This is a genomic window from Paraburkholderia sp. DHOC27 (assembly GCF_003429005.1).
Lineage (GTDB): Bacteria > Pseudomonadota > Gammaproteobacteria > Burkholderiales > Burkholderiaceae > Paraburkholderia.
Genome location: NZ_QVQV01000006.1, coordinates 241,609 through 263,894, shown reverse-complemented (window position 1 = coordinate 263,894; position 22,286 = coordinate 241,609). Strand labels below are relative to the sequence as shown.

The following is a 22,286-nucleotide window of genomic DNA, read 5'->3' as shown; positions in this document are numbered from 1 at the left end:
AACGCATTGCAAGGTACAAATAATACTTTTGAAAGGTTATTTTGAGACGCGGCGTGCGGTCGCAGTTTGAGGCTCTATTCCAAAATAAATGCATTGATCTGCGTCAATACGCCGCGCAAAAACCGGCAACTTTCGAGCGGTTCCCTTTTACTGCGCCGCCAGACCGCGCGTACCGCTGGACAGTGACTTTTCCAACGCGGCCACGCCCGCCGGCAGATCGACCGTCACGCCTAGATCCAGCACCGTGCGGCCCAGTGCGTGCAGCGTGCGGAACAGATTGTGTTCGCGGCACTGCTCGCCCATCTGACCGATCCGCACAATAGGCAGGCCGAACGAACCCGAGATTTCCACCTGATGGTGACGCGAGATGTGCCCGCAGATATCTCCAGGGCTCAGACCTTGCGGCACCTCGATGCCCACCACGGAATTCAGGCGGCACTCGGCCGGCGTGTAGAGTTGCAAGCCCATTGCGGAGATCCCCTCCTGCAATGCCGCCGAGCACTTCAGGTGACGCGCAAAACGCTTTTCGAGTGTCTCCGCACACACCAGCCGCAGCGCCTCGTGCAGCGCCAGCACGCCCGACACCGGCGCGGTGTAGTGATAGCCGGCGTTGTGCCAGAAATTCTCCGCGAGCGACGCGTCGAGACACCAGTGCGTGTTCGCCGCCGTGCGCGTCTTGACCCGCTCCCACGCGGCATCGGAGAACGCGATCAACGACACGCCCGGGATGGACGACAAGCCCTTTTGCCCGCCGGTGATCACCGCGTCGATGCCCCACGCGTCCATCTCGAGGGGCATCGTGCTTAGCGTGCACACCGCGTCGACAATCACCAACGCGCCCGCTGCTTTCGCCAACGCCGCAATATCCTTCAGGTGATGATTCACCACGGTGTTCGACGTCTCGCCTTGCACGATGGTGACGATCTCGGGCCGCTCGCGGCGGATCGCCTCGGCCACCTGTTCGAGACTGGCCACCGTGCGATCCGCCACGTCGAGCATGGACACCTGCGCGCCGACGCGCCGGCCCATCTCCGCCATCCGTTCGCTGAAAAAGCCGTTCTTGATGCTGAGCACACGTGTGCCCGTCCACGCCAGATTGGAAATGGCCATTTCCATCGCGGCCGACCCGGGACCCGCAACGCCGAGCACCCACTTCGAGCGCGTCTGAAACACGTAGCGCGCCATCGTCTTCACCTGGCCGATCACCTTCACCATCGTGCCGCCCAGATGATTGATCACGATCGTGTTGGCCTTGGCCACGGCCGCGGGAATCGGCACGGGGCCGGCGCCCATCATCAGCAACGGTTCTTCGGGCAGGATGGCGTCGAGCGATTCGACGTCGGGACGAGGCACAGGCGTGTGGGTGTTGGTTGGCATGATCGGTACGGAGGAAGTCAAGATACAGGCGCAAGGTGCAAGCGGCCTCGCCATTCGTGACACTGGCGAGGCCGCTTGCACGATCATTCACTGATCCGCGCGATTGCGCAAGTTTTTTGACGGTTGTGGTGTTTGCGCCTCAGAGCCCCCTCGCACTACATGCTCTGCATTTTGCTCACGAGATGTGTTGATGCCGCGCCTTGAAGCCGCACATTGGACGCGTCACGTATAGCCGTTTTCATCAAGCAGCTTCTGCACCGCATGCCACAGCGGTGCTTCATCGAAGTGGCCATTACGCAAGGGAACGTTGCACGGATAAAGAGGATGAGCACGACCGTCGTCCACATCTTCCTCTGGTGTATGAGCCCATGCACGCAACACGCGCAGGAGAATCAGCGCTTCATTGGCAGTTCGTTCGGTATTCATCATCCCCTCCTGTTTCTCACTTTGAAACTTTCAAAAAACATCTCGTTAGGTTTCCATACTATTACGTCGCTTCGAATCTACTTTCGATCGCTTCTATTCATGGGCCTGCGACCGACACGCCACCGCATGCACAGAACCTGACCGCCTGTTTCCGGCCGGCTGGAATCGCGCGCGAAAAGTCCGTTCGCATTCGTTTACGTCGTCGCAACAATGTGCCTTCTGTTACCGCATGCACCCAAAAAAAATTTTCCGTTTCAATTCCAATTCGGTAATTCTTGGATATCATCCAACTAGTGTCAAGTCGATTCGACGACGATGAACACAACAACTTTTGCAACAACAACGATCTTCAATTCAATATGTATTCCTAACTTATTCAGTAGATCGTGTACACGATTGCATCGCAATCGCGGAGAAAAATGACAATCAGCAGGAGGCAAACATGGCCATCTTGGGCTCACACCGCACCAAAGTTTATCGCCGCGTTTTGACGACCGGCGCCGAGTTCGAACAATATGTCAATCGCATCGGGCGCCCTCAGTTTGCGATCACCTGTGTCGGTGATCCATTCGATGAACGCGGCCCCGATCTCAAACCCGATGAGTGGCTATTCGCCGACGATCTGGAAAAAATGATGCGGGAGTTTTTTGCATGGGACGCGCGCGGAGTGCGCATGGACCTTATCTCCGCCGACCTCGCTGAACGCAAGCCTGCTTACTGGACGGTCACCGGTTTATCCGACTATCTAGGCCGATCGGCGCGACATCTGAACGGCCGAGATCTCGGCACGCTGTGCAAAGCGATGGGCCCGGACGGCGCACGCAAGGCATTTCTCGAAGCGGTCTTTCAGGAAGCGAGCGCCTACGGCTTTCTTGCCTTGCAGGTGATCCAGTACAACCGCTTCATCTCGGACTGGAAAACGAATGACGACAGAAAGGCGCACCCTTCCAGTCATCGGGCGAACAAGAACTTCGGTGTGATCTCGGCAACGGGACGCCTCGGCATCGAGGGAACCTCGGTGCACTACTGGGCGTCGATTGGCTGGACGAGCGGCTGGCTCAGCGAGCAGCAATTGCTGGAGGTGGGACTGACGCGCGACGCCCTGATAGGACAAACCTGCGTGATCAACGGACTCGGTGAAGTGGAGTGGGTGGGCAATATTCCGATTCCACAGCGAACCAGATGAAGCTGCATCTCTTCGATGCCGCTCGATGCCTGGATCACATTGACTAATCCAAGCATCGAGCGGTGCGCGTCGACCGCAACAACGTCGAAGCATCAATGCGTTATTTCACGGCCTTCTTGTCCAGCTTGCCGCCGGTTTCCGCGTTGAAGCGCTCGACAAATTCCTCGATGAGCTTACGCATCGCGCGGCCAATCTGCCGGTAATCCGATTCGTTGAGGTTCGCCAGTGAAACACGTCCCGACGGGTGCGCCGTGCCAAAACCACGCCCCGGCAACAGCACGACGCGTGCTTCGCGCGCGAGCCGGAACAGCAATTCCGAAGGCTCGGTATTCTTGAACAGCCACTCGACGAACTTGCGTCCGAACATCCGCTCGCCGAGAAACTCGATGTCCAGAATCGTGTAGTAGTCCACCTGATTCGGATCGTCGTCCTCGAACGAGATGCCCACTTCTTCGTAGAGCGCCTGCTTGCGCTGGCGAATCAAGCGCTTCAACGCATTCTTGTAGGCGTCCGGTGTATCCATCAGCGAGAACAGTGAGAACAGCACCATCTGCACCTGCTGTGGCGTCGACAAACCCGCCGTGTGATTCAGCGCCACGGTGCGGCTGTCGGCCACCAGCCGGTCGATGAACTTGAGCTTGTCCGGTTCAGTCGTGATCGACTCGTAACGCGTATGCAATTCCTTCTTCACGTCCTTCGGCAATTCGCTGAGCAGCTTGTCGAGCACGTTGTCGCGATGGGTGGCAATGGTGCCCAGGCGCCAGCCCGTTGCCCCGAAATACTTCGAATACGAGTAGACGAGAATGGTGTTCCGCGGCGCGAGTGCGAACAGCGAAACGAAATCGTCGGCGAACGTGCCGTAGACGTCGTCGGTCAGCAGGATCAGATCCGGACGCTCCTTGACGATCTCTGCAATGTATTCGAGGCTCTCGTCATTGATCTTGACCGAAGGCGGATTGCTCGGATTGACGAGGAAGAACGCCTTCACTTTTGGATCGCGCAGCTTGTCGAGTTCCTTCTTCGAATACTGCCAATTGTTTTCCACGCCCGCTTCGAGATTGACCACGTTGAGCTGAAAGTCGTTCAGGCGCGGAATTTCGATGTACGGCGTGAAGATCGGCATGCCTAGCGCAATCGTGTCGCCGGCCTTGATCAAGTGGTTTTCGCGCATCGTGTTGAAGATGTACGTCATCGCCGCCGTACCGCCTTCCACCGCGAAAATATCGAACTCGCCCACGAACGGATGCTTGCCGATCATCTCGCGGCGCAGATACTGCCCGACGATGATCTCTGAGAGCTTCAGCATACGGTCCGGCACGGGATAGTTCGAAGCCAGAATGCCCTCACACATCTCGTACAGGAAGTCGCCCGCTGAGAGGCCCAGCTGATCGCGCACGTAGGACACGGCGCCGCGCAGGAAGTCGATACCTGGCACCCCTTTGTTTTCCCGCAGGAACAGATCGAAGCGTTCGGTGAGGCCTTCACGGCGTGGGAAGCCACCCACGCCTTCCGGCATGAACGCAAACGAGCGCTCCGATTCGCGCATGGCGAACAGACCGAGTTGCCAGAACCCATGACGAGGAATCGTGGCGAGGAAATTCGGATTGCCGCGGCCGGCATTCAGCATGGACACATTCGCCGGGCGCTCCACCGCGCCGCCGCCCGCTGCCTTGATCAGTTCGTCCTTCAGTTCGAACGGGCTGAGTGCCGCGAGCTTGTTCTGTTCCGCTTCGCTTTTGCCTTTTGCCATGATGCGATTCTCCATTGGAAGGTTGAAGACGCCGGCAAAACACGCACGCTGTGGCAGCGCCGGCGTATTTGAATCAAGCAGTCAAGGATGACGGGTCAGCGACCCGATTAAACCAGTCCCACGACCAGCGGACCCAACAACGTCAGCGCCACGTTTGCGATCGCATACGTGATGGCGAATGGCACCGTAGGCACCGCGCTTTCCGCCTTGTCGAGCACACCGCCAAAAGCCGGATTCGCACTGCGCGAGCCGGAGAGCGCGCCCGCCAGCAGCGCGGCATTCTTGTAGCCCAGCACGTAGCGGCCAAACAGCATCGTCAGCAAGAGCGGGAACAACGTGACGAATACACCTAACAGGAAGATCGTCATGCCGAGCTGCTTCACTGTCACGACCGCCTGCAAACCGGAATTGAGTCCGACTACCGCGACAAACGCCGCCAGACCAAAGTCCTGCAGCAAGCGTGACGCTGCTGACGGCATCACGCCATACATCGGATGCTTGCCACGCATCCAGCCGAACACGAGGCCCGCCAGCAGGCAGCCGCCACCGGAGCCGAGCGTCAGTGGAATGCCCGCTATGTTGATGACGATCAGCCCGATCAGCAGGCCGAGCACGATACCCACACCCATGTAGATGAAGTCGGTCTTGATGGAGTACGGCAATTCGTAACCGGCGGCGTCGACGGCGCGCTTGGTGTCTTTGGGCGAACCGTAGAACGTGATCACGTCGCCATGCTGAAGCTCGGTCTCGGGCAGGATCGGCAACGGCTGACCGGCGCGTGTCGCGCCTTCGATGTACACGCCGCGCCGCAGATCGCGGTCCACGTTCTTGCGAACCTCGGCAATCGTGGTGTGGTTCATGCCCTTGCGTGTGAACACCCCTTGCCGGGTCTGCATGACGACGCTCACGCCATCGGTCTCGGCCAGTTCGTCACCTATCACGTTCCATAGCCCAACCACCGCTTCGCGCCGGCCCACCACCAGCACGACGTCGTCTTTCTCCAGCACGAGATCGGGCGTGGGTTCGACCGCCTTGCCGGATCGGCGCACACGCTCGATCGTCACCAGGTCCTGCTGTTTCAGTTCGAGCGCGGACACGCTCTGCCCTGCGCCGGTCTGCACCTTGTAGGCACGGCCCACCATCTCCGGCAATGCGGACAGTTGTCCCGGCGCATGCGCCGTCGCGCCACCGGCCAGGTCTTTTTCCGCCTCCAGCGCGGCCTCGCGCAAACCCTGCCCCATGAACTTGGGCAGAATGTTCACGCACACGATGATCGCGCCGAGCGAGCCGAACACGTAAGTCACCGCGTATGCGATGGCGACGTCCGACTGCATCGACTTCGTCACATCGGGCGGCAGACCCAGACGGGCAATCGCGTCGCCGGCAGTGCCGATGATCGCCGATTGCGTCAGCGCGCCGCCAGCCAGCCCGGCAGCCAGCCCCTTGTTGAGATGGAACAGTTTGGCGCATACCACCACGGTGATGAGCGCCGAGGCCGCGAGGAAAATCGCCATTGCGATCTCACGCAGCGTTTTGCGATTCAGTGAGTTGAAGAACCCGGGACCCGAGTCGTAACCCACTGCATAGATGAAGACGGCGAACATGACGGACTTCACGCCGTTGTCGATCGTCACGCCGGCCTGACTGATGACGACCGCGGCGAGCAACGAACCGCCTACGCCGCCCAACTGGAATTTGCCAAAGTTGATCTGGCCGATGTAGTAGCCCACCGCCAGGGAGAGGAACAGCGCAATCTCAGGAGACTTGTGAAAGATGCTGTGTAGCCAATCCATCGTACCCTCGCTTGAAGAAGGTGACCGTGTTGCACGGTATCGTGGTCCAGCGAGCGTCGTGGCACACATGCTCGTGGGGCCGCCCTGCACTTGACTTGCATCGCACTTGCCTTGAAGCGAACTAGCCGAACTTCCCGGCCAGCCCCACCACTACGGGTCCCATCAACGGCAACAGAATGTTGGAGAGCGCGTAGGTGATCGTGTAGCCGATTACCGGCGTGGAATTACCCGCCACGCCGACAAGCGCGCTGATGGCTGGTGTACTGCACTGTTGCCCGGCAATGGCGCCGAGCAGCATGGGGGGGTCTAGTTTGAGAAATACGCGCCCGATCCACAACGACAGCAAGCCGGGGACCAGCACCATCAGAATGCCGACGAAGGGCAACGCCACACCGTATTCGCGCACCAGTTTGATCGCGTCCGGTCCGGCAGACAAGCCAACCGCTGCAATAAACGTGGCGAGGCCGAAGTCCTTGAGGATTTGCGCGGCCGCCGATGGCAGCGAACCGATCAGCGGATAACGCGAACGTATCCAGCCGAACAGCAGTCCTGACAACAGACAGCCGCCGCCCGTACCCAGCGCGAGCGAGACGCCGCCGACGCGCCCGCCGAGACGCCCGATCGCCATGCCGAACAGCACACCGAGACCCAGGTAGACGAAGTCGGTTTTCTGTGTGGGCGGCAGGATGTAGCCGAGACGGCTCGCGCCGCGCGCCACGTCCTCCTTCGCGCCCACCAGCGTGAGTACGTCGCCGCGGTTCAGTGTCGTGCCGGGCAACGCGGGCACGGTACTCTCGAGCCGCGTCACCGCCGCAATATAGACGCCGCGCGCCTGCTGCGGATCGGCCTGCTGCCGCAACTGGGCAATGGTGAGGCCGTGCGCGTTGCGGCGCGTCAGCACCACGTCCACGCGCTCGCCCACCAGCGCGCCAAAGCGCGCGTCGGCCACTTCCGTACCGATGGCCGGCGCAGCTTCGACGAGCGCTTCACGTCGGCCGGCGATCAACGCGATATCACCCGCAGCGAGAATCAGTTGCGGCTCGAGCGGCAACGCGATGCCGTCGCGCTCGACCTGCTCGATAGTCAGGTTGCCGCCATAGCGCAACTCGAACGCCGCGATGCCGACTCCCGCCGCCGGCCCCACACGAAACGCGCGGCTCACCAGCGCGGGCGCGCCCATGCGCTGCCCTTCGTCGAGTGCGCCGTCGCCGCCGAGCTTGTGCCAGACGCGCTCCGCTTCTTCGCGCAGGTTGATACGCAACATGAGTGGCGCGACCTGGCTGGTAAATAGCACGATCGTGATCAAACCAAACAGATAGCTCACGCTGTAAGCCGTGACGATGTTGGCCTGCAAGCGGACCGTTTCGGCATCGGCGAGGCCAAGCTTGCCGATCGATTCCGACGCGGTACCGATTACTGCCGACTCCGTGGCGGCACCCGCCAGCAATCCGGCGGCAGTGCCCGCGTCGAGCCGCATTACCACGACAGCGATCATCACGAGGACCAGCACGGCGACGATTTCAACGATGGACAGTAGACCGTAACGCCAGCCACGTCCGATGTTGGCGAAAAATTGAGGACCGCCCGTGAAGCCCAGGGCAAAGATGAAGAGTGCGAACGCAACGTTCTTCAGGTCCGGCGCGAGACGCGCGCCACTTTGCCCCAGCAGCAGTGCGACGATCAACGTGCCGCACACGCCGCCTAGCTGGATTGGCCCGACCTTGAACGAACCAATGAAATAGCCAAGCGCAAGGCTCACAAACAGCGCAAGTTCCGGTTGCGATCTCAGCAATTCACCGATCATATCGAGTAGGCCGCTCTATAAGTAAATCGAGTGAAAACACGAAAAGGAATTAGCTTGATTTTTTCGACAATCTATTCGGACCTTTATCTGCGGAGGCAAAGCCGCGTTTTGCTATGTTTATCCAATTCTGGATCGACGGGATGTCGTGCAGGTTACATGGCGCAGCGATGACGGCACCGCCATTTAGGATGCCGATGTGACTGCGTGGCGCAGTGCGGCAGGCTTCCGCGGGTGCATATGCATGATTTTTCCTCGTAAGTTGTCCAACAACCATCAAGTCAGACTATTTCGTCTGCGTGGCCACGCAGCGGCGCTCCATGATGAGGTTATGCAAATTGCACGCAAAAATAAAGGCGCACATTTAACAACTTGCGCGATTTATCCTCGAATTTTTTTGCTTCGGAACGGCCATCAATAGATATTGCAATTTCTTCAGACAGTCAATATCATTTTTTGCGAGGGACCTGGCAGCTCCCTCAAAATTGGCAGGATTCCTGATCTAGTTGTCTGCCGTTTCGAACAAGACGGCAGACAATCGACACGCTTGCGAGGGGATATTCGAATGAACCAGATCCATGCAATGCGCGTGTTTGTACGGGTAGCCGAAACCGAAAGTTTTCGCCGTGCCGCAAGGCAACTCTCCGTATCCAATGCGCTCGTCACCCGCTCCATTGCCACGCTTGAAGCGCACCTCAACACCCGCTTGATCAACCGCACTACCCGCGCTCTGGCATTGACCGAAGCCGGCACGCGTTACCTCGAAGGTTGCCGCGGGCTACTCGAAGAACTCGACCGTCTGGAAGGCAGCCTTGCGCTCACACAAAACGAACCCGGCGGCACGCTGCGGCTGGTCGCCTCCGGCGCCGGCGCCCAGCAATCGCTCACGCCCTTGCTGGATGCTTTCCGGCGCCTGTACCCAAAAGTCAATGTGCGTCTTACTTTGACTGACCAACCCGTCGACCTGCTCGAAGGCGGCTATGACGCGGGTATCGTCAATGGTTTCCGTGCGTCGGGCCATGAGCTGGTCGAGCGCGCGCTAGGCCATGATTCACTGGTGGTTTGCGCGAGCCACGCGTACCTTACGGAGCACGGTCAGCTCGACTCCCCTGAACAACTCTCGCAACACGCGCTGATCGCATCGCCGGGTGATGGGCGCGAGACTTCGTGGCACTTCACCGGTCCAGACGAGCACGCCGACGAAATCAGATTGAAGCCCGTCTACACCGTCAACAGCGTGGCGATGGTAAGGCTCGGTGCACTTGCAGGAATGGGCGTGGCCATTTTGCCGCTGCAACTGGTGGCCGACGATCTCGCTGCAGGAACCTTGCAACGTCTCATGCCAGATCACCGTGTCGACGATCCCAATCTCAGCGTCTCTCTGATCTATCCGAACCGGCAGTTCCTGCCCGCGAAGACACGCGCCTTCGTCGAACATGCGCTCGAGCATTTCCGCCCGGGACTCGAGCAAACGCGCACCGCGCCAACGCTCGGCGAGGTCGCCACCCAGGTCAGCGCGCAGTCGGAAGCGCAGGCCACCGCGGCAACCACCTCGGTGCGCGGCGTGCAATTGTTGGGGGGCGGCAATCCGAACAGCCTGCACGCGCCGTGGGACGCTTAGACTAGGGGTATTCGTTTGTCGGAGAACCCCATGCGTATCATCCTATTCAGCAGCCGCCAGTACGACAGCGACACCTTCGTCGAAGCCAACGCGGCTCACAACTTTCAACTGCACTTCCAGGAGTCCCACCTCGATGCCGAAACCGCCGTCCTCGCGGACGGCTTCGAGGTGGTTTGTCCATTCGTCAACGACCTCGTGGACGCGGCGACGCTCGAACGTCTGCATCAGGGTGGCACGCGGCTCATCGCGCTGCGTTCCGCTGGCTTCAATCACGTCGACCTGCACGCCGCGCAGCGCCTCGGCATTCCGGTTCTGCGTGTGCCGGCCTACTCTCCGCATGCGGTCGCCGAGCACGCCGTGGGTTTGATTCTCGCGTTGAACCGGCGCCTCGCGCGTGCCGCCGCGCGTACACGGGAGGGTGACTTCTCGCTGCACGGGCTGCTCGGCTTCGACCTGCACGGCAAGACCGTCGGCGTGGTCGGCACCGGCATGATTGGCCGCGTCTTCGCGCGCATCATGGCCGGCTTCGGCATGCAGGTGCTCACCTACGATCCGGGCCAGCCGGCCGAGGACCTCGTGGCGCTAGGCGCACGCTACGTACCACTCGACATGCTGCTGGCCGACTCGGACGTGGTCAGCCTGCATTGCCCGCTGGTGCCCGACACCTATCACCTGATCGACGAGGCCGCGCTCAACAAGATGAAACGCGGCGCGATGCTCATCAATACGGGGCGTGGCGGCCTCGTGGAAAGCAACGCGCTGGTCGGCGCGTTGAAGAGCGGTCAGCTCGGCAATCTGGGGCTCGACGTCTATGAAGAAGAAGGCGGCCTGTTCTTCGAGGATCACTCCAACCTTCCGCTGCAAGACGATACGCTCGCCCGTCTCCTGATGTTCCCGAACGTGATCGTCACCGCGCACCAGGCGTTCTTCACGCGTGAGGCGATGAACGAAATCGCCCAGACGACCTTGGGCAATGTCGCGGCATGGGAGAGCGGCACACCCCGCAACGTCGTCACACTGCAGGCCTGATCCGGCGTGCCGCGCGTGGTCGAGCCAACGTAACGCTCAGGGGGTCGCGCCGTCTATCGACGTGCGGATCGCGGTGCGGGCATCGTCGGCCGCGCCGCACACTTCACGCAGCAACGTGACTTCACGCTCGTGCACTTCCACGGGAAACCAGCGGGCGCCAGCTTCCGCAAGATAACGCGCGCGATGCTGGCCGTTGCGAAACGCCACCACGCCTTCGCGCTCGAGACCCAACCATCCCAACAGTCCAGGGCCGCGCCGCGTCGAGACAGTCACATAGGGCATCTGCGGAATGCGCGGGTTGGCGGGGTCGAGAAACTCGCGAATCCCGCGCACTTTCCCCGAGTGCCATTCGTTCACCGGTTTCAGCACGTAGTCGGTGTTGTCGCGGTCCGCGCAGCACAGCAGTTTGCGGGCATCGACCAGCACGACTTCGTGGCGCGTGCCATCGGCAACGAAGACGCGCTTCAGGCGCACATGGTCGTACCAGGGATGGTTGTGCAGAGGCACGATCCAGACGGGTTCTGCACCAAGTGGTTCGGCACTCGACATAAGTGATGACATAGACAATGGCAAGTACGCACTGTGGGCCGGTCAGCGAGAATGCCGGCACGTTTAGAAGTGCGGTAACGCTACGGTCCGATTGTGAAATATATGTGTCAAGTCCGGGTATTAGCCAGGCCGCATTACGCGCTATCTTCGAGCAAGTCATTCATGGGAACAACGATGATCACCGAGCATTTTGGAAACCACGTGCGCATCGAGGCGAACGGCGCGGTCGCCACCATCGTGCTGGACCGGCCGGCGCGCCGCAATGCCGTGGACCGGCCCACCGCCGACGCATTGCATGCCGCTTTCCAGCGTGTCGAGGATGAACCGGCGTGGCACGCTGCCGTGCTGTTCGGCGCGGGCGGCACGTTTTGCGCCGGCGCCGACCTGAGCGCACTCGCCGACGACGCTCGCCGCAACGAACTGCACGCCGATGGCAGCGGGCCCGGTCCAATGGGCCCGACGCGCATGTGGCTCGCCAAGCCAGTGATCGCCGCGATTTCAGGATACGCCGTTGCGGGCGGTCTGGAACTGGCGGCAATGTGTGATTTGCGCGTGCTCGAAGCCGATGCGGTGCTTGGCGTGTTCTGCCGGCGCGTGGGCATTCCGCTGATCGACGGCGGCACGATCCGGCTGCCGCGTCTGATCGGACTGTCGCGCGCGCTCGATCTGATCCTGACCGGGCGCGCACTCGACGCTCAGGAAGCGCTCGCCTTCGGTCTCGCCAATCGCGTCGTGCCGCATGGCACGGCCCGCGCCGCCGCAGAACAACTGGCGGCCGAACTGGCGGCCCTGCCGCAAGCCGCGCTGCTGGCCGACCGCCGCTCGGCACTGGAAAACAGCGGGCTGGATGATTTGCCGGAAGCCTTGCGCCGCGAAGGCGCAGGCGGGTATCAAGCGGTGTTCGCCGAAGGGGTCGCCGGGGCCGCGCGATTTACTGCAGGCGCCGGCCGCCACGGGGACGCACTGGAGCCCGGCGCGAAGTGAAATGCTGGTGCGTTTAGCAGGCTGGACCAGTGAATGGCCGGATCGAACAGACGCACCGGCGATGAAGCCCGTAGGAGTGCAAATAGCAGCGTAATCGCGCCTAGATCCCGTGCATTAAACGAAAAACAACACCTCGTTGACGAGCCCACCCTGGCGTTTTGACTTAGGTACAATCCCTAACTTAGTTATTCGCTTAAATGGCGCTCGCGCTCTCGTCCCGAAACGCGCGCCTGCCACGCGCGACGCGCGTGAAATCCGGTTCGCGACCGCTCCCCACCATGCCTTTGCCCCTGCTTGCCCTTGCCGTTGCCGCGTTTGGAATCGGCACCAGCGAATTCGTCATCATGGGGCTGCTGCCCGACGTCGCGCGCGATCTGGCCGTGTCGATTCCGGCTGCCGGCATGCTCGTGTCGGCCTACGCGCTGGGCGTGACCATCGGCGCGCCGATCGTTGCCATCGCCGTGGCAAACATGCCGCGCAAGAAAGCGCTGATGAGCCTGATCGGTGTGTTCATCGTCGGCAATCTGCTGTGCGCCATCGCTCCGCATTACGCGGTGCTCATGCTTGCGCGCATCGTCACCGCGTTCTGCCACGGCGCGTTCTTTGGCATCGGCTCGGTGGTCGCGGCAGGTCTAGTAGCACCGAACCGGCGCGCGCAGGCCATCGCGCTGATGTTTACCGGGCTCACGCTCGCCAACGTGCTGGGCGTGCCGCTCGGCACTGCCTTGGGTCAGGCGGTGGGTTGGCGCGCAACGTTCTGGGCCGTGACCGGCATTGGCGTAGTCGCTGCTGCCGTGCTCGCTGCGTTCCTGCCCGCGAAGATCGAAATGCAGAAGGCCGATCTCGTCCACGAATTCACGGTGCTGAAAAATCCGCAGGTCTTGATGGTGCTCGGCATCAGCGTGCTCGCTTCCACCAGCCTGTTCTCCACCTTCACGTACATCACGCCGATTCTCGAAGACGTCACGGGCTTCACGCCGCACGCCGTCACGCTGGTCCTGCTGTTGTTCGGTTTGGGGCTGACGGTGGGCAGCACGCTCGGCGGCAAACTCGCTGACTGGCGCCTGCGCCCTTCGCTGCTGGCGTTCCTGTTTGCCATCGTCGTCATCCTGACGATCTTCGCGGGCACCATGCACAGCCCCATGCCCGCCATGCTGACGATCTTCGCGTGGGGCGTACTGGCGTTTGCGATCGTGCCGCCGCTGCAAATGCTGATCGTCGATCGCGCGAGCCGTGCGCCGAATCTCGCCTCGACGCTGAACCAGGGCGCCTTCAACCTGGGCAATGCAACCGGCGCGTGGCTAGGCGGCCTGGCCATCAGCACCGGCGCACCGCTGACCATGCTGCCGTGGCTCGGTGTCACCGCTGCCGTGGGTGCGTTGGGACTGACCTTCTGGTCGGTGTCGCTGGAGCGGCGCACCGAACGCGTCGCGGTGGCTGGGTAGGGCGAGCGCTTATCGTTGCCGCGGGTCGAAGTGCTTCGTTAGACCCTGCCAGCATTCGTAGTAGTGCGCCTGCAGTTGGGCGGTCTCCAGCGCAAAGCGGGTTGGCCGGATCAGCGTGCGGGTTTCGAACATGAAGGCCATCGTGTCGCCCACTTTTCGCGGCGTCGAGGTATCGCTGTTCGACGCTTTCTCGAAGGTATCCGCGTCGGGACCATGACCGGACATGCAGTTGTGCAGACTCGCGCCGCCCGGCACGAAACCCTCCGCTTTCGCGTCATAGACGCCGTGCACGAGACCCATGAATTCACTGGCGACGTTGCGGTGAAACCAGGGCGGCCGGAACGTATCTTCGGCTGCAAGCCAGCGCGGCGGGAAAATCACGAAATCAATTGCGTCGACGCCCGGCGTGTCGCTCGGCGAATGCAGCACGAGAAAGATCGACGGATCCGGATGATCGAAGCTGATCGAGCCAATCGTATTGAAGCGGCGCAGATCGTATTTGTAGGGCGCGTAGTTGCCATGCCACGCGACCACGTCGAGCGGCGAATGACCGATCTCCGCGCGCCATAGATTGCCGTTCAGCTTGGTCACCAGTTCGAAGGCGCCTTCGCGATCTTCGTAGGCCGCATGCGGCGTCAGGAAGTCGCGCGGATTGGCGAGGCCGTTCGAACCGATCGGCCCCAGATCCGGCAAGCGCAGCAATGCACCGAAGTTCTCGCAGATGTAGCCGCGCGCCGTCCCATCCGGCAACGCAACCGCAAAGCGCACACCGCGCGGAATCACCGCAATCTCGAACGGCTCCACGTCGAGCCGCCCCAACTCCGTGGCGATCTGCAGCCGCCCTTCTTGCGGCACGATGAGCAATTCGCCGTCGGCGTTGTAGAAGTAGCGATCCTGCATCGAGCGGTTGGCGGCGTACAGATGAATCGCGCAACCAGTCATCGACTCGGCCGCGCCGTTGCCGGCCATCGTCACCCAGCCGTCGATGAAATCGACTGGCTCGGTCGGCATAGGCAGCGGGTCCCAGCGCAACTGGTTGGGCGGCGTCGGCGGTACGTCGTGGAAATTCGCGACCAGACGATGCGACGGCAGCGCCGTGAATGGCTGATGCACCGCGGCCGGCCGGATCCGGTAAAGCCATGAGCGGCGGTTATGACTGCGGGGTGCGGTAAAGGCCGTGCCCGACAGTTGTTCGGTGTACAGGCCATAGGCCACCCGCTGCGGCGAGTTGCGGCCGTGCGGCAGCGCGCCTGGCAGTGCCTCGGTGGCGAACTCGTTGGCAAAACCCGATTGATAGCCACGTCCAGCGACCGCCAGCGTATCGTGACCGGAGCCACTCGACTGAGTGGCCTGTTCGTTCCCGCTGTTGCCGGCATCCAGGCCGGAGGTCTTGGGTGTCAGGGAATTCATGCATTTCTCCGTTATCGCGCCAGCCGCTTCCCAGTTGGATTCTCAGGCAGTCTGCGAGCGATTTTGTCGGGCCTGCGAGCCGCCCCTGCCTTCAGCTGGTCTCAGCACAATTTACGAATAGTAAAACGAATTACGAGTGGCGAGACTCACGTTAACCCTAAAGGACTCGCCTGGACGATTCGTATGAAGGCAATATGGTTATCTCTATTTTGTTCATGTGACAGCAGGCGACGCTGCTACCATCAAAGGATGCGGCAGTGCGCCGCGCCCGATGCGCGAACCACGCGCCACGATACCTATTCATGATCCCGCAGACCATTCCCCAACTCGTCACCCGCGCCGCTGAGCATCCGTTTCTCCGCGAGCACCTGGCGTTGGGCGAAGGCATCTATCACGACACGGCAATCGCGCGCTTCGACGGCTTCGAACTGGCCAGCACCTATGAGCCGATCTTCGATATCAGCGTGCACGCGCTTGCTCAATCGCTCTCGGCGGCGCCCGAAAGCGTGGATCGCTTCGGCGATGAACTGGGCTTCCAGGCGGTGACGCAGCGGCTCGACGGCGAGCCCTTCGATCCGTTCGACCGCGTCGAGGACGACCCCACGCTAGTCGCACTCGACCGCATGTCGCGCGCCGTGCACGCCATCAATTTCTTCGGCGCTGAACGACACGGGCTGCTGTTTTTGCGGGTTCACGAGCGCCTGCTGAAGAGCGTGAAATACGACCACGGCCGGCACTTCTCGAGCGTGCTGCTTTCCTTCGGACTGAACCCGTCGCGCATCGTGATCGAACTACCGGCGGCGGCGGTCGCGCATCGCACCTTCCTCGGTTATCTGACCAAGAGTTATCAGCGCTACGGTTTCAAGGTGGCGGGTAATTTGCCCAATGCCGGGCAGATTCTGTCGGTCTCCGACATGGCGCGGCTCGACTTCATCAAGATGGACGCAGGGCTCGCGCTGCGCGATGCGATGGTGAAGCCGCTGGTGGGTTATGCGAACCGCCTGCGGATTCCACTGATCTTCGACAAGGTGGCAAGCGAAGCGCAATTCGACCTGCTACAGCAATACGACGTGCGCTTCGTGCAGGGGCCGCTCTTTGCCACGCATAGCCACGACGGCGCGGTTTGATCGCCTGCGCTGCGCCGGTTGCAGCGCGGCTTGCGCACGTTTCAACCCGTATCGCCCAGGCGGCGCGCCAGTGCTTTCAAGCGCGGCGCCACGTTTTCACGAAACACCGCCTCTCCCATTGACGATGCCGGCCCGCTGCAACTGAGCACCAGCCAGCGGCCCTCGCGCGGTTCGCGAAACGGAACGGCCACGGCATTCACGTCGTCGTGCCAGGCGCGGAACGAATAACAGCAGCGTTCGGTCGCGAACGCGTCAATTTCCTGCTCGGCTGCGGCGCGTAAGGCTGCCGCCTCGTCACCGGCCGCGCTCTCCAGCTCGCTCATGAGCGACGCGCGGACATCCGGCGGCTGCACCGCCAGATACGCACGCCCCATCGAACTCGTCAGCATGGACAGCTTCGAGCCCGACGCCAGCCCGAGCGTGAGCGCGGTCTCGCTGCGAATCGTCTCCAGATAGATCATGTCGAGGCCATCGCGGCAGCCGAGCGAAACCGCCGCGCCCACCTCGCGCGCCAGCGTGCGCATGTGCGGTCGGGCGAGTTCGAGCGTGTCCGTGCCGGCGAGCAGCGCGAAGCCGAGTGACAGCACCCCGGCGTCGAGCGCATATTTGCCGAGCGTCTCGTCGAGTCGCAGATACCCGAGCACCGTCAGCGTGTAAGCCAGCCGGTTGACGGTGGCCTTGGGCAGACCGGTACGTTCGACGAAGTCGCGATTGCCCAGCATGGGCTCACCGGGCCGGAACGCCCGCAGCAGATCGAGCCCGCGCGCGAGAGCGACGACGAATTTGCGCTCGTCGAGCGGATCGAGGGGAGTGGCTGCTGGCGACATGGAATGCTACACTCAAGCGTGATTTGCAAAACATTGTTTCGCATAGCGGAACTCGAGTCAAGTACAGGTTGGTCAAATGAAGGATGATCACTGCTTGCCCGCAAATCCTCGTCTTTCAAGCCTCTGCTTCACGTTGCACGACACACGAAATTCGATTCAGGAGATACGCATCATGGCCGACGCCGCGCAGTTCCACTGGGAAGACCCGCTGTTGCTCGATCAGCAGCTCACCGAAGAAGAGCGCATGGTGCGCGACGCCGCAGCGGCCTACGCGCAGGACAAGCTCCAGCCGCGCGTGCTGGAGGCTTTTCGTCACGAGAAAACCGACCTCGAGATCTTCCGTGAGATGGGCGAACTCGGCCTGCTTGGGCCGACCATCCCCGAGCAATACGGTGGCCCTGGCCTCAATTACGTGAGCTACGGCTTGATCGCACGCGAAGTGGAGCGGGTCGATTCGGGCTACCGCTCGATGATGTCGGTGCAATCGTCACTCGTGATGGTGCCGATCTACGAATTCGGTTCGGAAGCGCAGAAGGACAAGTACCTGCCGAAGCTCGCCAGCGGCGAATGGATTGGCTGCTTCGGTCTGACCGAGCCAAACCACGGCTCCGATCCGGGCAGCATGGTGACGCGGGCGAAGAAGGTCGACGGTGGCTTCTCGCTGTCGGGCGCAAAGATGTGGATCACCAACTCGCCGATCGCCGACGTGTTCGTGGTCTGGGCCAAGCTCGAGGAAGACGGCAAGGACGCGATTCGCGGCTTCATTCTGGAGAAGGGCTGGAAGGGCCTGTCCGCGCCGACCATCCATAGCAAGGTAGGTTTGCGTGCGTCGATCACCGGCGAGATCGTGCTCGACGAAGTGTTCGTGCCGCAGGAAAACATGCTGCCGAAGGTGAGCGGCCTGCGCGGCCCGTTCACGTGTCTGAATTCGGCGCGCTACGGCATTGCGTGGGGCGCGCTCGGCGCGGCGGAATCCTGCTGGCATACCGCGCGTCAGTACGTGCTGGACCGCAAGCAGTTTGGCCGGCCGCTCGCCGCCAACCAGTTGATCCAGAAGAAACTCGCGGACATGCAAACGGAGATCGCACTCGGCCTGCAAGGCGTGCTGCGGCTTGGCCGCATGAAGGACGAGGGCACCGCCGCCGTCGAGATCACCTCGATCATGAAGCGCAATTCGTGCGGCAAATCGCTTGAGATTGCCCGGCTCGCGCGCGACATGCTCGGCGGCAACGGCATCTCGGACGAGTTCGGCATCGCGCGGCATCTGGTGAATCTGGAAGTGGTCAATACCTACGAAGGCACGCACGACATTCACGCGCTGATTCTCGGACGCGCGCAAACCGGCATTCAGGCGTTCTTCTAAGCGGAACGGAAACGAAAAACCCCACGGGCCGCGGCGGCGCCGTGGGGTTTTTCATGTTGCCTGGTCCCTTGGCAAAAACCAACCGGTATGGCTGGCCGTTACCGTGTGTTCAGACCGCCGGAGATCGCGCCGCTCACTTGTTCGGTTGCGGCGTCATGCGCAGGTACGGACGCAGTGCCTTGTAGCCCTTCGGGAATTTCTGTTTGATCAGTTCCTCGTCCTTCAGCGACGGCACGATCACCACGTCGTCACCCTGCTTCCAGTTGCCGGGCGTGGCGACCTGATAGTTGTCCGTGAGCTGGAGCGAGTCGATTACGCGCAGCACTTCGTCGAAGTTGCGGCCGGTGCTCGCCGGATACGTGATGATGAGACGCACCTTCTTCTTCGGATCGATCACGAACAGCGAGCGGACCGTGAGCGTCTCGTTGGCGTTCGGATGGATCATGTCGTATAGCTGCGAGACCTTGCGGTCGCCGTCAGCGAGAATCGGAAAGCCCACGCTCGCAGCTTGCGTCTCGTTGATGTCCTTGATCCATTCCTTGTGCGACTCTGCGTTATCCACGGACAGCGCAATCGTCTTCACGTTGCGTTTTTCGAATTCGCTCGCCAGCTTCGCCGTAAGACCGAGTTCCGTCGTGCACACCGGCGTGAAGTCCGCAGGATGCGAGAACAGCACGCCCCAGCTGTCACCGAGCCAGTCGTGGAACTTGATGCGGCCGATGCTGGACTCTTGTTCGAAGTCCGGCGCGATATCGCCAAGACGTAGACTCATGGTGTATCTCCTTAATATGTTGGGGGTTGAACCGCGCGGACAGGCGCCCGGCGGAGTTATTGAATTTAGAGCATACGGGAGGGCGCGTACACCCCGTACAAACTTCGAGTCACAACTTTATGAGTTTTTGTAATTTTCTCGCAATTAGAGGAAACTTTGCGGGACAGATCAACTCCATCATGATCGAATGCGAGAATTCGCGGCTCGATGCGCCGGAGCGCCTAGACTGAAGCTTAGGCCAGGAACGGTTCATGCGTCGATGCTCGCGGCATCGCACAGGTTTGCAGCGCGGTGGGTGGAGGCAACGCCCTCGCCACCGGCCATTTCTTTGGTTACGATTCACGCGTGACGTAACAAGAAGGGAGCTGTACATGTCGGAAGTCAACAAGGAGAGATTGATGTCGGATATTAAAACCGTCCTCGCGGACGCTGAGGACCTGCTGAAACAGGCCGCGAGCGCCACCGGCGAACGCGCTTCCGAACTGCGTGAAACGGCGCTGTCGCGCCTCAAACAGGCCAAGGAGAAAGCGGCCGACGTGCAAGTGGTGGTGGTCGAGAAAGGCAAGAAGGCAGCCCGCGCCACGGACGACTACGTGCACGAGCATCCGTGGGCCTCGATCGGCATCGCTGCGGGTGTGGGCGTGGTGGTTGGCTTGCTGATCAATCGCAAGTAACCAGCACTGGGACCACCGGACCGGCCAAACGCATTCCGCCGGTCCGCCAGCAATTGGGTCGACCGGCGCACCTCTGACCGGTCGGCTTTCTCTAGCGCATCTCACGCGCAACGCGCTCAAGCCATGACGATCGACAATCAATCGCAGCGCGCAGATTCCAGTCCGTTGCGTCGCATTTTCAGTTCCGTATTTGCGATCCTGCAGACACGGCTTGAACTGATCGGCATCGAACTGGCCGAAGAAAAAGACCGTCTGCTCGGCGTGCTGTTTCTTGGGCTCGCGGCCATGATGCTGGCAACGATGGCGCTGATCGCACTCACAGCGCTGGTTGCCATCGCCTTCTGGGACACTTACCGCTGGCAGGCGCTGGCCGGTATTACGGCGGTCTACGCCATTGCGGCCGTGGTGTGCGCGGTCAAGGCACGCAGCGGTCTCGTGAATGCGCCCATTGTCTTTGAAGCCACGCTGGCCGAGTTCGAGAAAGACCGCGATATTTTTCACAAGCCTTAAGCCGGCCCATGTGGGTGGTGAGGGATGCCACCCGCGCTGCTGTCCGGTGTGAATCCGGGTTCGTTGTTCCCTGGTTTGCCGTTCCCTTTTCCGCCCACACTGCCGCCGACAAGTCATGAGCACACGCAACCCGGATACCGCCTTTCGCAGCAAGCGCCCTCCCTCCCGCGATCTCAGCGCGCCGCATCTGCGCGCGCTGCGCAAGGAGTTGCTGCTGGTGCGCGCGGACGTCGAACGCATGGAACTTGCGCAGGCGACCGTCGACCTGCGCCAGGCGGTCACACATTTCAGCTGGCTCAAATTCGTTGTGCCAGGTTTCGCCGGCATGCGCTGGGGCAAGCGCAGCGGCGCGGGTGCCGGGATCGGCGCGCTGCTGAAGGAATACCCGTTGATCAGCTCGATTGTCTCGATGCTGCTGGCCAAACCCTTGCGCGCCACTGTCGTCGCGGGAGCGAAACCGGTCTTCAAGTGGGGCAGTCTTGGGCTGGCGGCGTGGGAAGCCTTCCGCATCTGGCAGCAGATGAAGAAGGAATCGTCCAGCTCGAATGAAGCCGCCGCTGAAGACGGTGGGCGGAGTGGGTATTGATCTCTCGTTGCAACGTGGATCATCGCGTATTCCAGCAGGACTGCGCGTCGCTCACCGCTGAGCCATCGGCGGCGTGATTGGTGCGCAGGCCGGTTGCGTCGAGGATGAAGGTGCCGCACGCGTCGTCCTGCATCGGCCCTGACTCAACTGGGCGAGCCTCCAGCGCGTAGCCGCCATTGCTGTCATCAGCAGGCAGGACGCGCAGCTTATACACAGCCGTGCCGAACAGCGGCGCCTGATCGAAACCCGATGGCAGTTGGGCTGAGCTCTGATTCGCATCGTTCGACGTGTTTGCTTCGATGAATTGCGCGGCCCGGTACAACGCCGATGCGGCATCGACACGATGCGAACGCGCCACGTGGTTGTGATACGACGGCACGGCATACACGACCAGAACGGCGGCAATTGCGAGCGCAATCACCAGTTCCAGCAACGTGAAGGCCGACGTTTTTGGTTTCATATGCGCACGCCTCCCTTGCGTTCAAAATGGGCGCGCGACGACCCGGCGCCAGTGTTGCTCGACCTTCTCGCCGTCTACCACCAACTCCAGTTGCAACCACGCCTGTGAATCTCGCGAGCGTCCGAAGCCTCGTGCGGTGAGCAGATACGCACGCGCATCGGGACGTGCGGCCAGACGCCAGCCTTCGATGAGGCACTGGGGCGGCAGAACCGCTCCGGGCCACTGCGCAACTGGCGTGGAGGCGCCTGCCGTGAAGCTGGCCTCGAGTTTCCAGCCCACGGGTTCGGAGGCTGATGTGGTCATGGCGGACACGGCCCCCGTTAGCACGTTTCGCGCGCATACCGTAAGCGCGGCATCCGCCGCATGAAACGCGTACAACGTGTTGCGAAGGTTCGCCGTGTTGCGCGTCGCCGCTAGTGTTGCCTCGAACCATGCCGCCGAGGTGGTCAGCATCATTGATGAGATCAGCAGGACGATGGGTAACGCTGCGCCACGCGTACGCGTAAGCCTTGAGGGCCGGTGCGGGTAACGCGTTGCAGTAGACGCGCGTTTCCAGCGCCTTCCAGGCCACGGCCACGGCCGCAGCCACGACCACG

General features: G+C 61.6%; 20 protein-coding genes and 1 pseudogene. 10 read left to right on the top strand and 11 right to left on the bottom strand.

Going from position 1 to position 22,286, the window contains the following annotated elements:
• Window positions 1–147: 147 nt before the first annotated feature.
• Together D0B32_RS19890 and D0B32_RS19885 are read right to left on the bottom strand one after the other, a co-directional pair.
• Window positions 148–1,377: an alanine--glyoxylate aminotransferase family protein gene (locus tag D0B32_RS19890; protein ID WP_117335997.1), complete on the bottom strand. Its 1,230-nt coding sequence runs from the start codon at window positions 1,375–1,377 to the stop codon at window positions 148–150.
• Between the two features lie 222 nt (window positions 1,378–1,599).
• Window positions 1,600–1,803, bottom strand: a complete 204-nt coding sequence (locus D0B32_RS19885) for a hypothetical protein (protein ID WP_117335996.1) — start codon at window positions 1,801–1,803, stop codon at window positions 1,600–1,602.
• Window positions 1,804–2,134: 331 nt separating this feature from the next.
• Between D0B32_RS19885 and D0B32_RS19880 the strand changes: the two genes are divergently transcribed.
• On the top strand, window positions 2,135–2,989 hold the full coding sequence (locus D0B32_RS19880; RefSeq protein WP_147329547.1) for a hypothetical protein: 855 nt from the start codon (window positions 2,135–2,137) through the stop codon (window positions 2,987–2,989).
• A 100-nt stretch (window positions 2,990–3,089) separates the two neighbouring features.
• On the opposite strand, the gene D0B32_RS19875 is transcribed toward D0B32_RS19880, so the two are convergent.
• The 3 genes from D0B32_RS19875 to aspT (D0B32_RS19865) all read right to left on the bottom strand — a co-directional run bounded on the left by D0B32_RS19875 (window position 3,090) and on the right by aspT (D0B32_RS19865) (window position 8,336).
• The gene (locus D0B32_RS19875) at window positions 3,090–4,739 is read right to left on the bottom strand and encodes a bifunctional aspartate transaminase/aspartate 4-decarboxylase (protein WP_117336308.1); all 1,650 of its coding nucleotides are present in this window, start codon (window positions 4,737–4,739) and stop codon (window positions 3,090–3,092) included.
• Between the two features lie 107 nt (window positions 4,740–4,846).
• A complete protein-coding gene (gene aspT / locus D0B32_RS19870) occupies window positions 4,847–6,532 on the bottom strand; it encodes an aspartate-alanine antiporter (RefSeq protein ID WP_117335994.1) in 1,686 nt (561 codons plus the stop codon).
• Between the two features lie 121 nt (window positions 6,533–6,653).
• Window positions 6,654–8,336 carry an aspartate-alanine antiporter gene (aspT, locus tag D0B32_RS19865; RefSeq protein ID WP_117335993.1) on the bottom strand — a complete coding sequence of 561 codons (1,683 nt, stop codon included), beginning with the start codon at window positions 8,334–8,336 and terminating at the stop codon, window positions 6,654–6,656.
• A gap of 562 nt (window positions 8,337–8,898) precedes the next feature.
• Here aspT (D0B32_RS19865) and D0B32_RS19860 point away from each other — a divergent pair.
• Both D0B32_RS19860 and D0B32_RS19855 read left to right on the top strand, forming a co-directional pair.
• Entirely contained in the window at window positions 8,899–9,954 is a 1,056-nt protein-coding gene (locus tag D0B32_RS19860; RefSeq protein WP_117335992.1) for a LysR family transcriptional regulator, read from the top strand.
• A 30-nt stretch (window positions 9,955–9,984) separates the two neighbouring features.
• Window positions 9,985–10,983 carry a 2-hydroxyacid dehydrogenase gene (locus D0B32_RS19855; RefSeq protein ID WP_117335991.1) on the top strand — a complete coding sequence of 333 codons (999 nt, stop codon included), beginning with the start codon at window positions 9,985–9,987 and terminating at the stop codon, window positions 10,981–10,983.
• 36 nt (window positions 10,984–11,019) lie between these two features.
• Here D0B32_RS19855 and D0B32_RS19850 read toward each other — a convergent pair.
• Window positions 11,020–11,692: pseudogene (locus D0B32_RS19850) on the bottom strand (plasmid fertility inhibition factor family protein).
• 2 nt (window positions 11,693–11,694) lie between these two features.
• Between D0B32_RS19850 and D0B32_RS19845 the strand changes: the two are divergent.
• Window positions 11,695–12,516, top strand: a complete 822-nt coding sequence (locus D0B32_RS19845) for a crotonase/enoyl-CoA hydratase family protein (protein ID WP_259295062.1) — start codon at window positions 11,695–11,697, stop codon at window positions 12,514–12,516.
• A gap of 278 nt (window positions 12,517–12,794) precedes the next feature.
• Window positions 12,795–13,961 (top strand): MFS transporter, encoded by a 1,167-nt coding sequence (locus D0B32_RS19840; RefSeq protein WP_117336307.1) that lies wholly within the window; start codon window positions 12,795–12,797, stop codon window positions 13,959–13,961.
• A gap of 9 nt (window positions 13,962–13,970) precedes the next feature.
• Here D0B32_RS19840 and hmgA read toward each other — a convergent pair whose 3' ends face one another.
• Window positions 13,971–15,371, bottom strand: a complete 1,401-nt coding sequence (gene hmgA, locus D0B32_RS19835; protein ID WP_259295061.1) for a homogentisate 1,2-dioxygenase — start codon at window positions 15,369–15,371, stop codon at window positions 13,971–13,973.
• Between the two features lie 302 nt (window positions 15,372–15,673).
• Between hmgA and D0B32_RS19830 the strand changes: the two genes are divergently transcribed.
• Complete coding sequence (locus D0B32_RS19830) at window positions 15,674–16,498, top strand: EAL domain-containing protein (protein ID WP_117335988.1); 825 nt, start codon at window positions 15,674–15,676, stop codon at window positions 16,496–16,498.
• A gap of 41 nt (window positions 16,499–16,539) precedes the next feature.
• On the opposite strand, the gene D0B32_RS19825 is transcribed toward D0B32_RS19830, so the two are convergent.
• A complete protein-coding gene (locus D0B32_RS19825) occupies window positions 16,540–17,325 on the bottom strand; it encodes an IclR family transcriptional regulator (RefSeq protein WP_117335987.1) in 786 nt (261 codons plus the stop codon).
• 172 nt (window positions 17,326–17,497) lie between these two features.
• On the opposite strand from D0B32_RS19825, the gene D0B32_RS19820 reads away from it, so the two are divergent.
• On the top strand, window positions 17,498–18,688 hold the full coding sequence (locus D0B32_RS19820) for an acyl-CoA dehydrogenase (RefSeq protein WP_117335986.1): 1,191 nt from the start codon (window positions 17,498–17,500) through the stop codon (window positions 18,686–18,688).
• Window positions 18,689–18,821: 133 nt separating this feature from the next.
• Here the strand turns inward: D0B32_RS19820 and D0B32_RS19815 are convergent, their stop codons facing one another.
• The gene (locus D0B32_RS19815; protein ID WP_117335985.1) at window positions 18,822–19,460 is read right to left on the bottom strand and encodes a peroxiredoxin; all 639 of its coding nucleotides are present in this window, start codon (window positions 19,458–19,460) and stop codon (window positions 18,822–18,824) included.
• 371 nt (window positions 19,461–19,831) lie between these two features.
• Between D0B32_RS19815 and D0B32_RS19810 the strand changes: the two genes are divergently transcribed.
• The 3 genes from D0B32_RS19810 to D0B32_RS19800 all read left to right on the top strand — a co-directional run bounded on the left by D0B32_RS19810 (window position 19,832) and on the right by D0B32_RS19800 (window position 21,230).
• Window positions 19,832–20,134 carry a YqjD family protein gene (locus D0B32_RS19810; protein WP_117335984.1) on the top strand — a complete coding sequence of 101 codons (303 nt, stop codon included), beginning with the start codon at window positions 19,832–19,834 and terminating at the stop codon, window positions 20,132–20,134.
• A 123-nt stretch (window positions 20,135–20,257) separates the two neighbouring features.
• Window positions 20,258–20,644 carry a phage holin family protein gene (locus D0B32_RS19805; protein WP_117335983.1) on the top strand — a complete coding sequence of 129 codons (387 nt, stop codon included), beginning with the start codon at window positions 20,258–20,260 and terminating at the stop codon, window positions 20,642–20,644.
• A 115-nt stretch (window positions 20,645–20,759) separates the two neighbouring features.
• Window positions 20,760–21,230 (top strand): DUF3318 domain-containing protein, encoded by a 471-nt coding sequence (locus tag D0B32_RS19800; RefSeq protein WP_117335982.1) that lies wholly within the window; start codon window positions 20,760–20,762, stop codon window positions 21,228–21,230.
• 19 nt (window positions 21,231–21,249) lie between these two features.
• On the opposite strand, the gene D0B32_RS19795 is transcribed toward D0B32_RS19800, so the two are convergent.
• Window positions 21,250–21,690: a type IV pilin protein gene (locus D0B32_RS19795; RefSeq protein WP_117335981.1), complete on the bottom strand. Its 441-nt coding sequence runs from the start codon at window positions 21,688–21,690 to the stop codon at window positions 21,250–21,252.
• Between the two features lie 21 nt (window positions 21,691–21,711).
• A complete protein-coding gene (locus D0B32_RS19790; protein ID WP_117335980.1) occupies window positions 21,712–22,146 on the bottom strand; it encodes a pilus assembly protein in 435 nt (144 codons plus the stop codon).
• Window positions 22,147–22,286 lie beyond the last annotated feature (140 nt).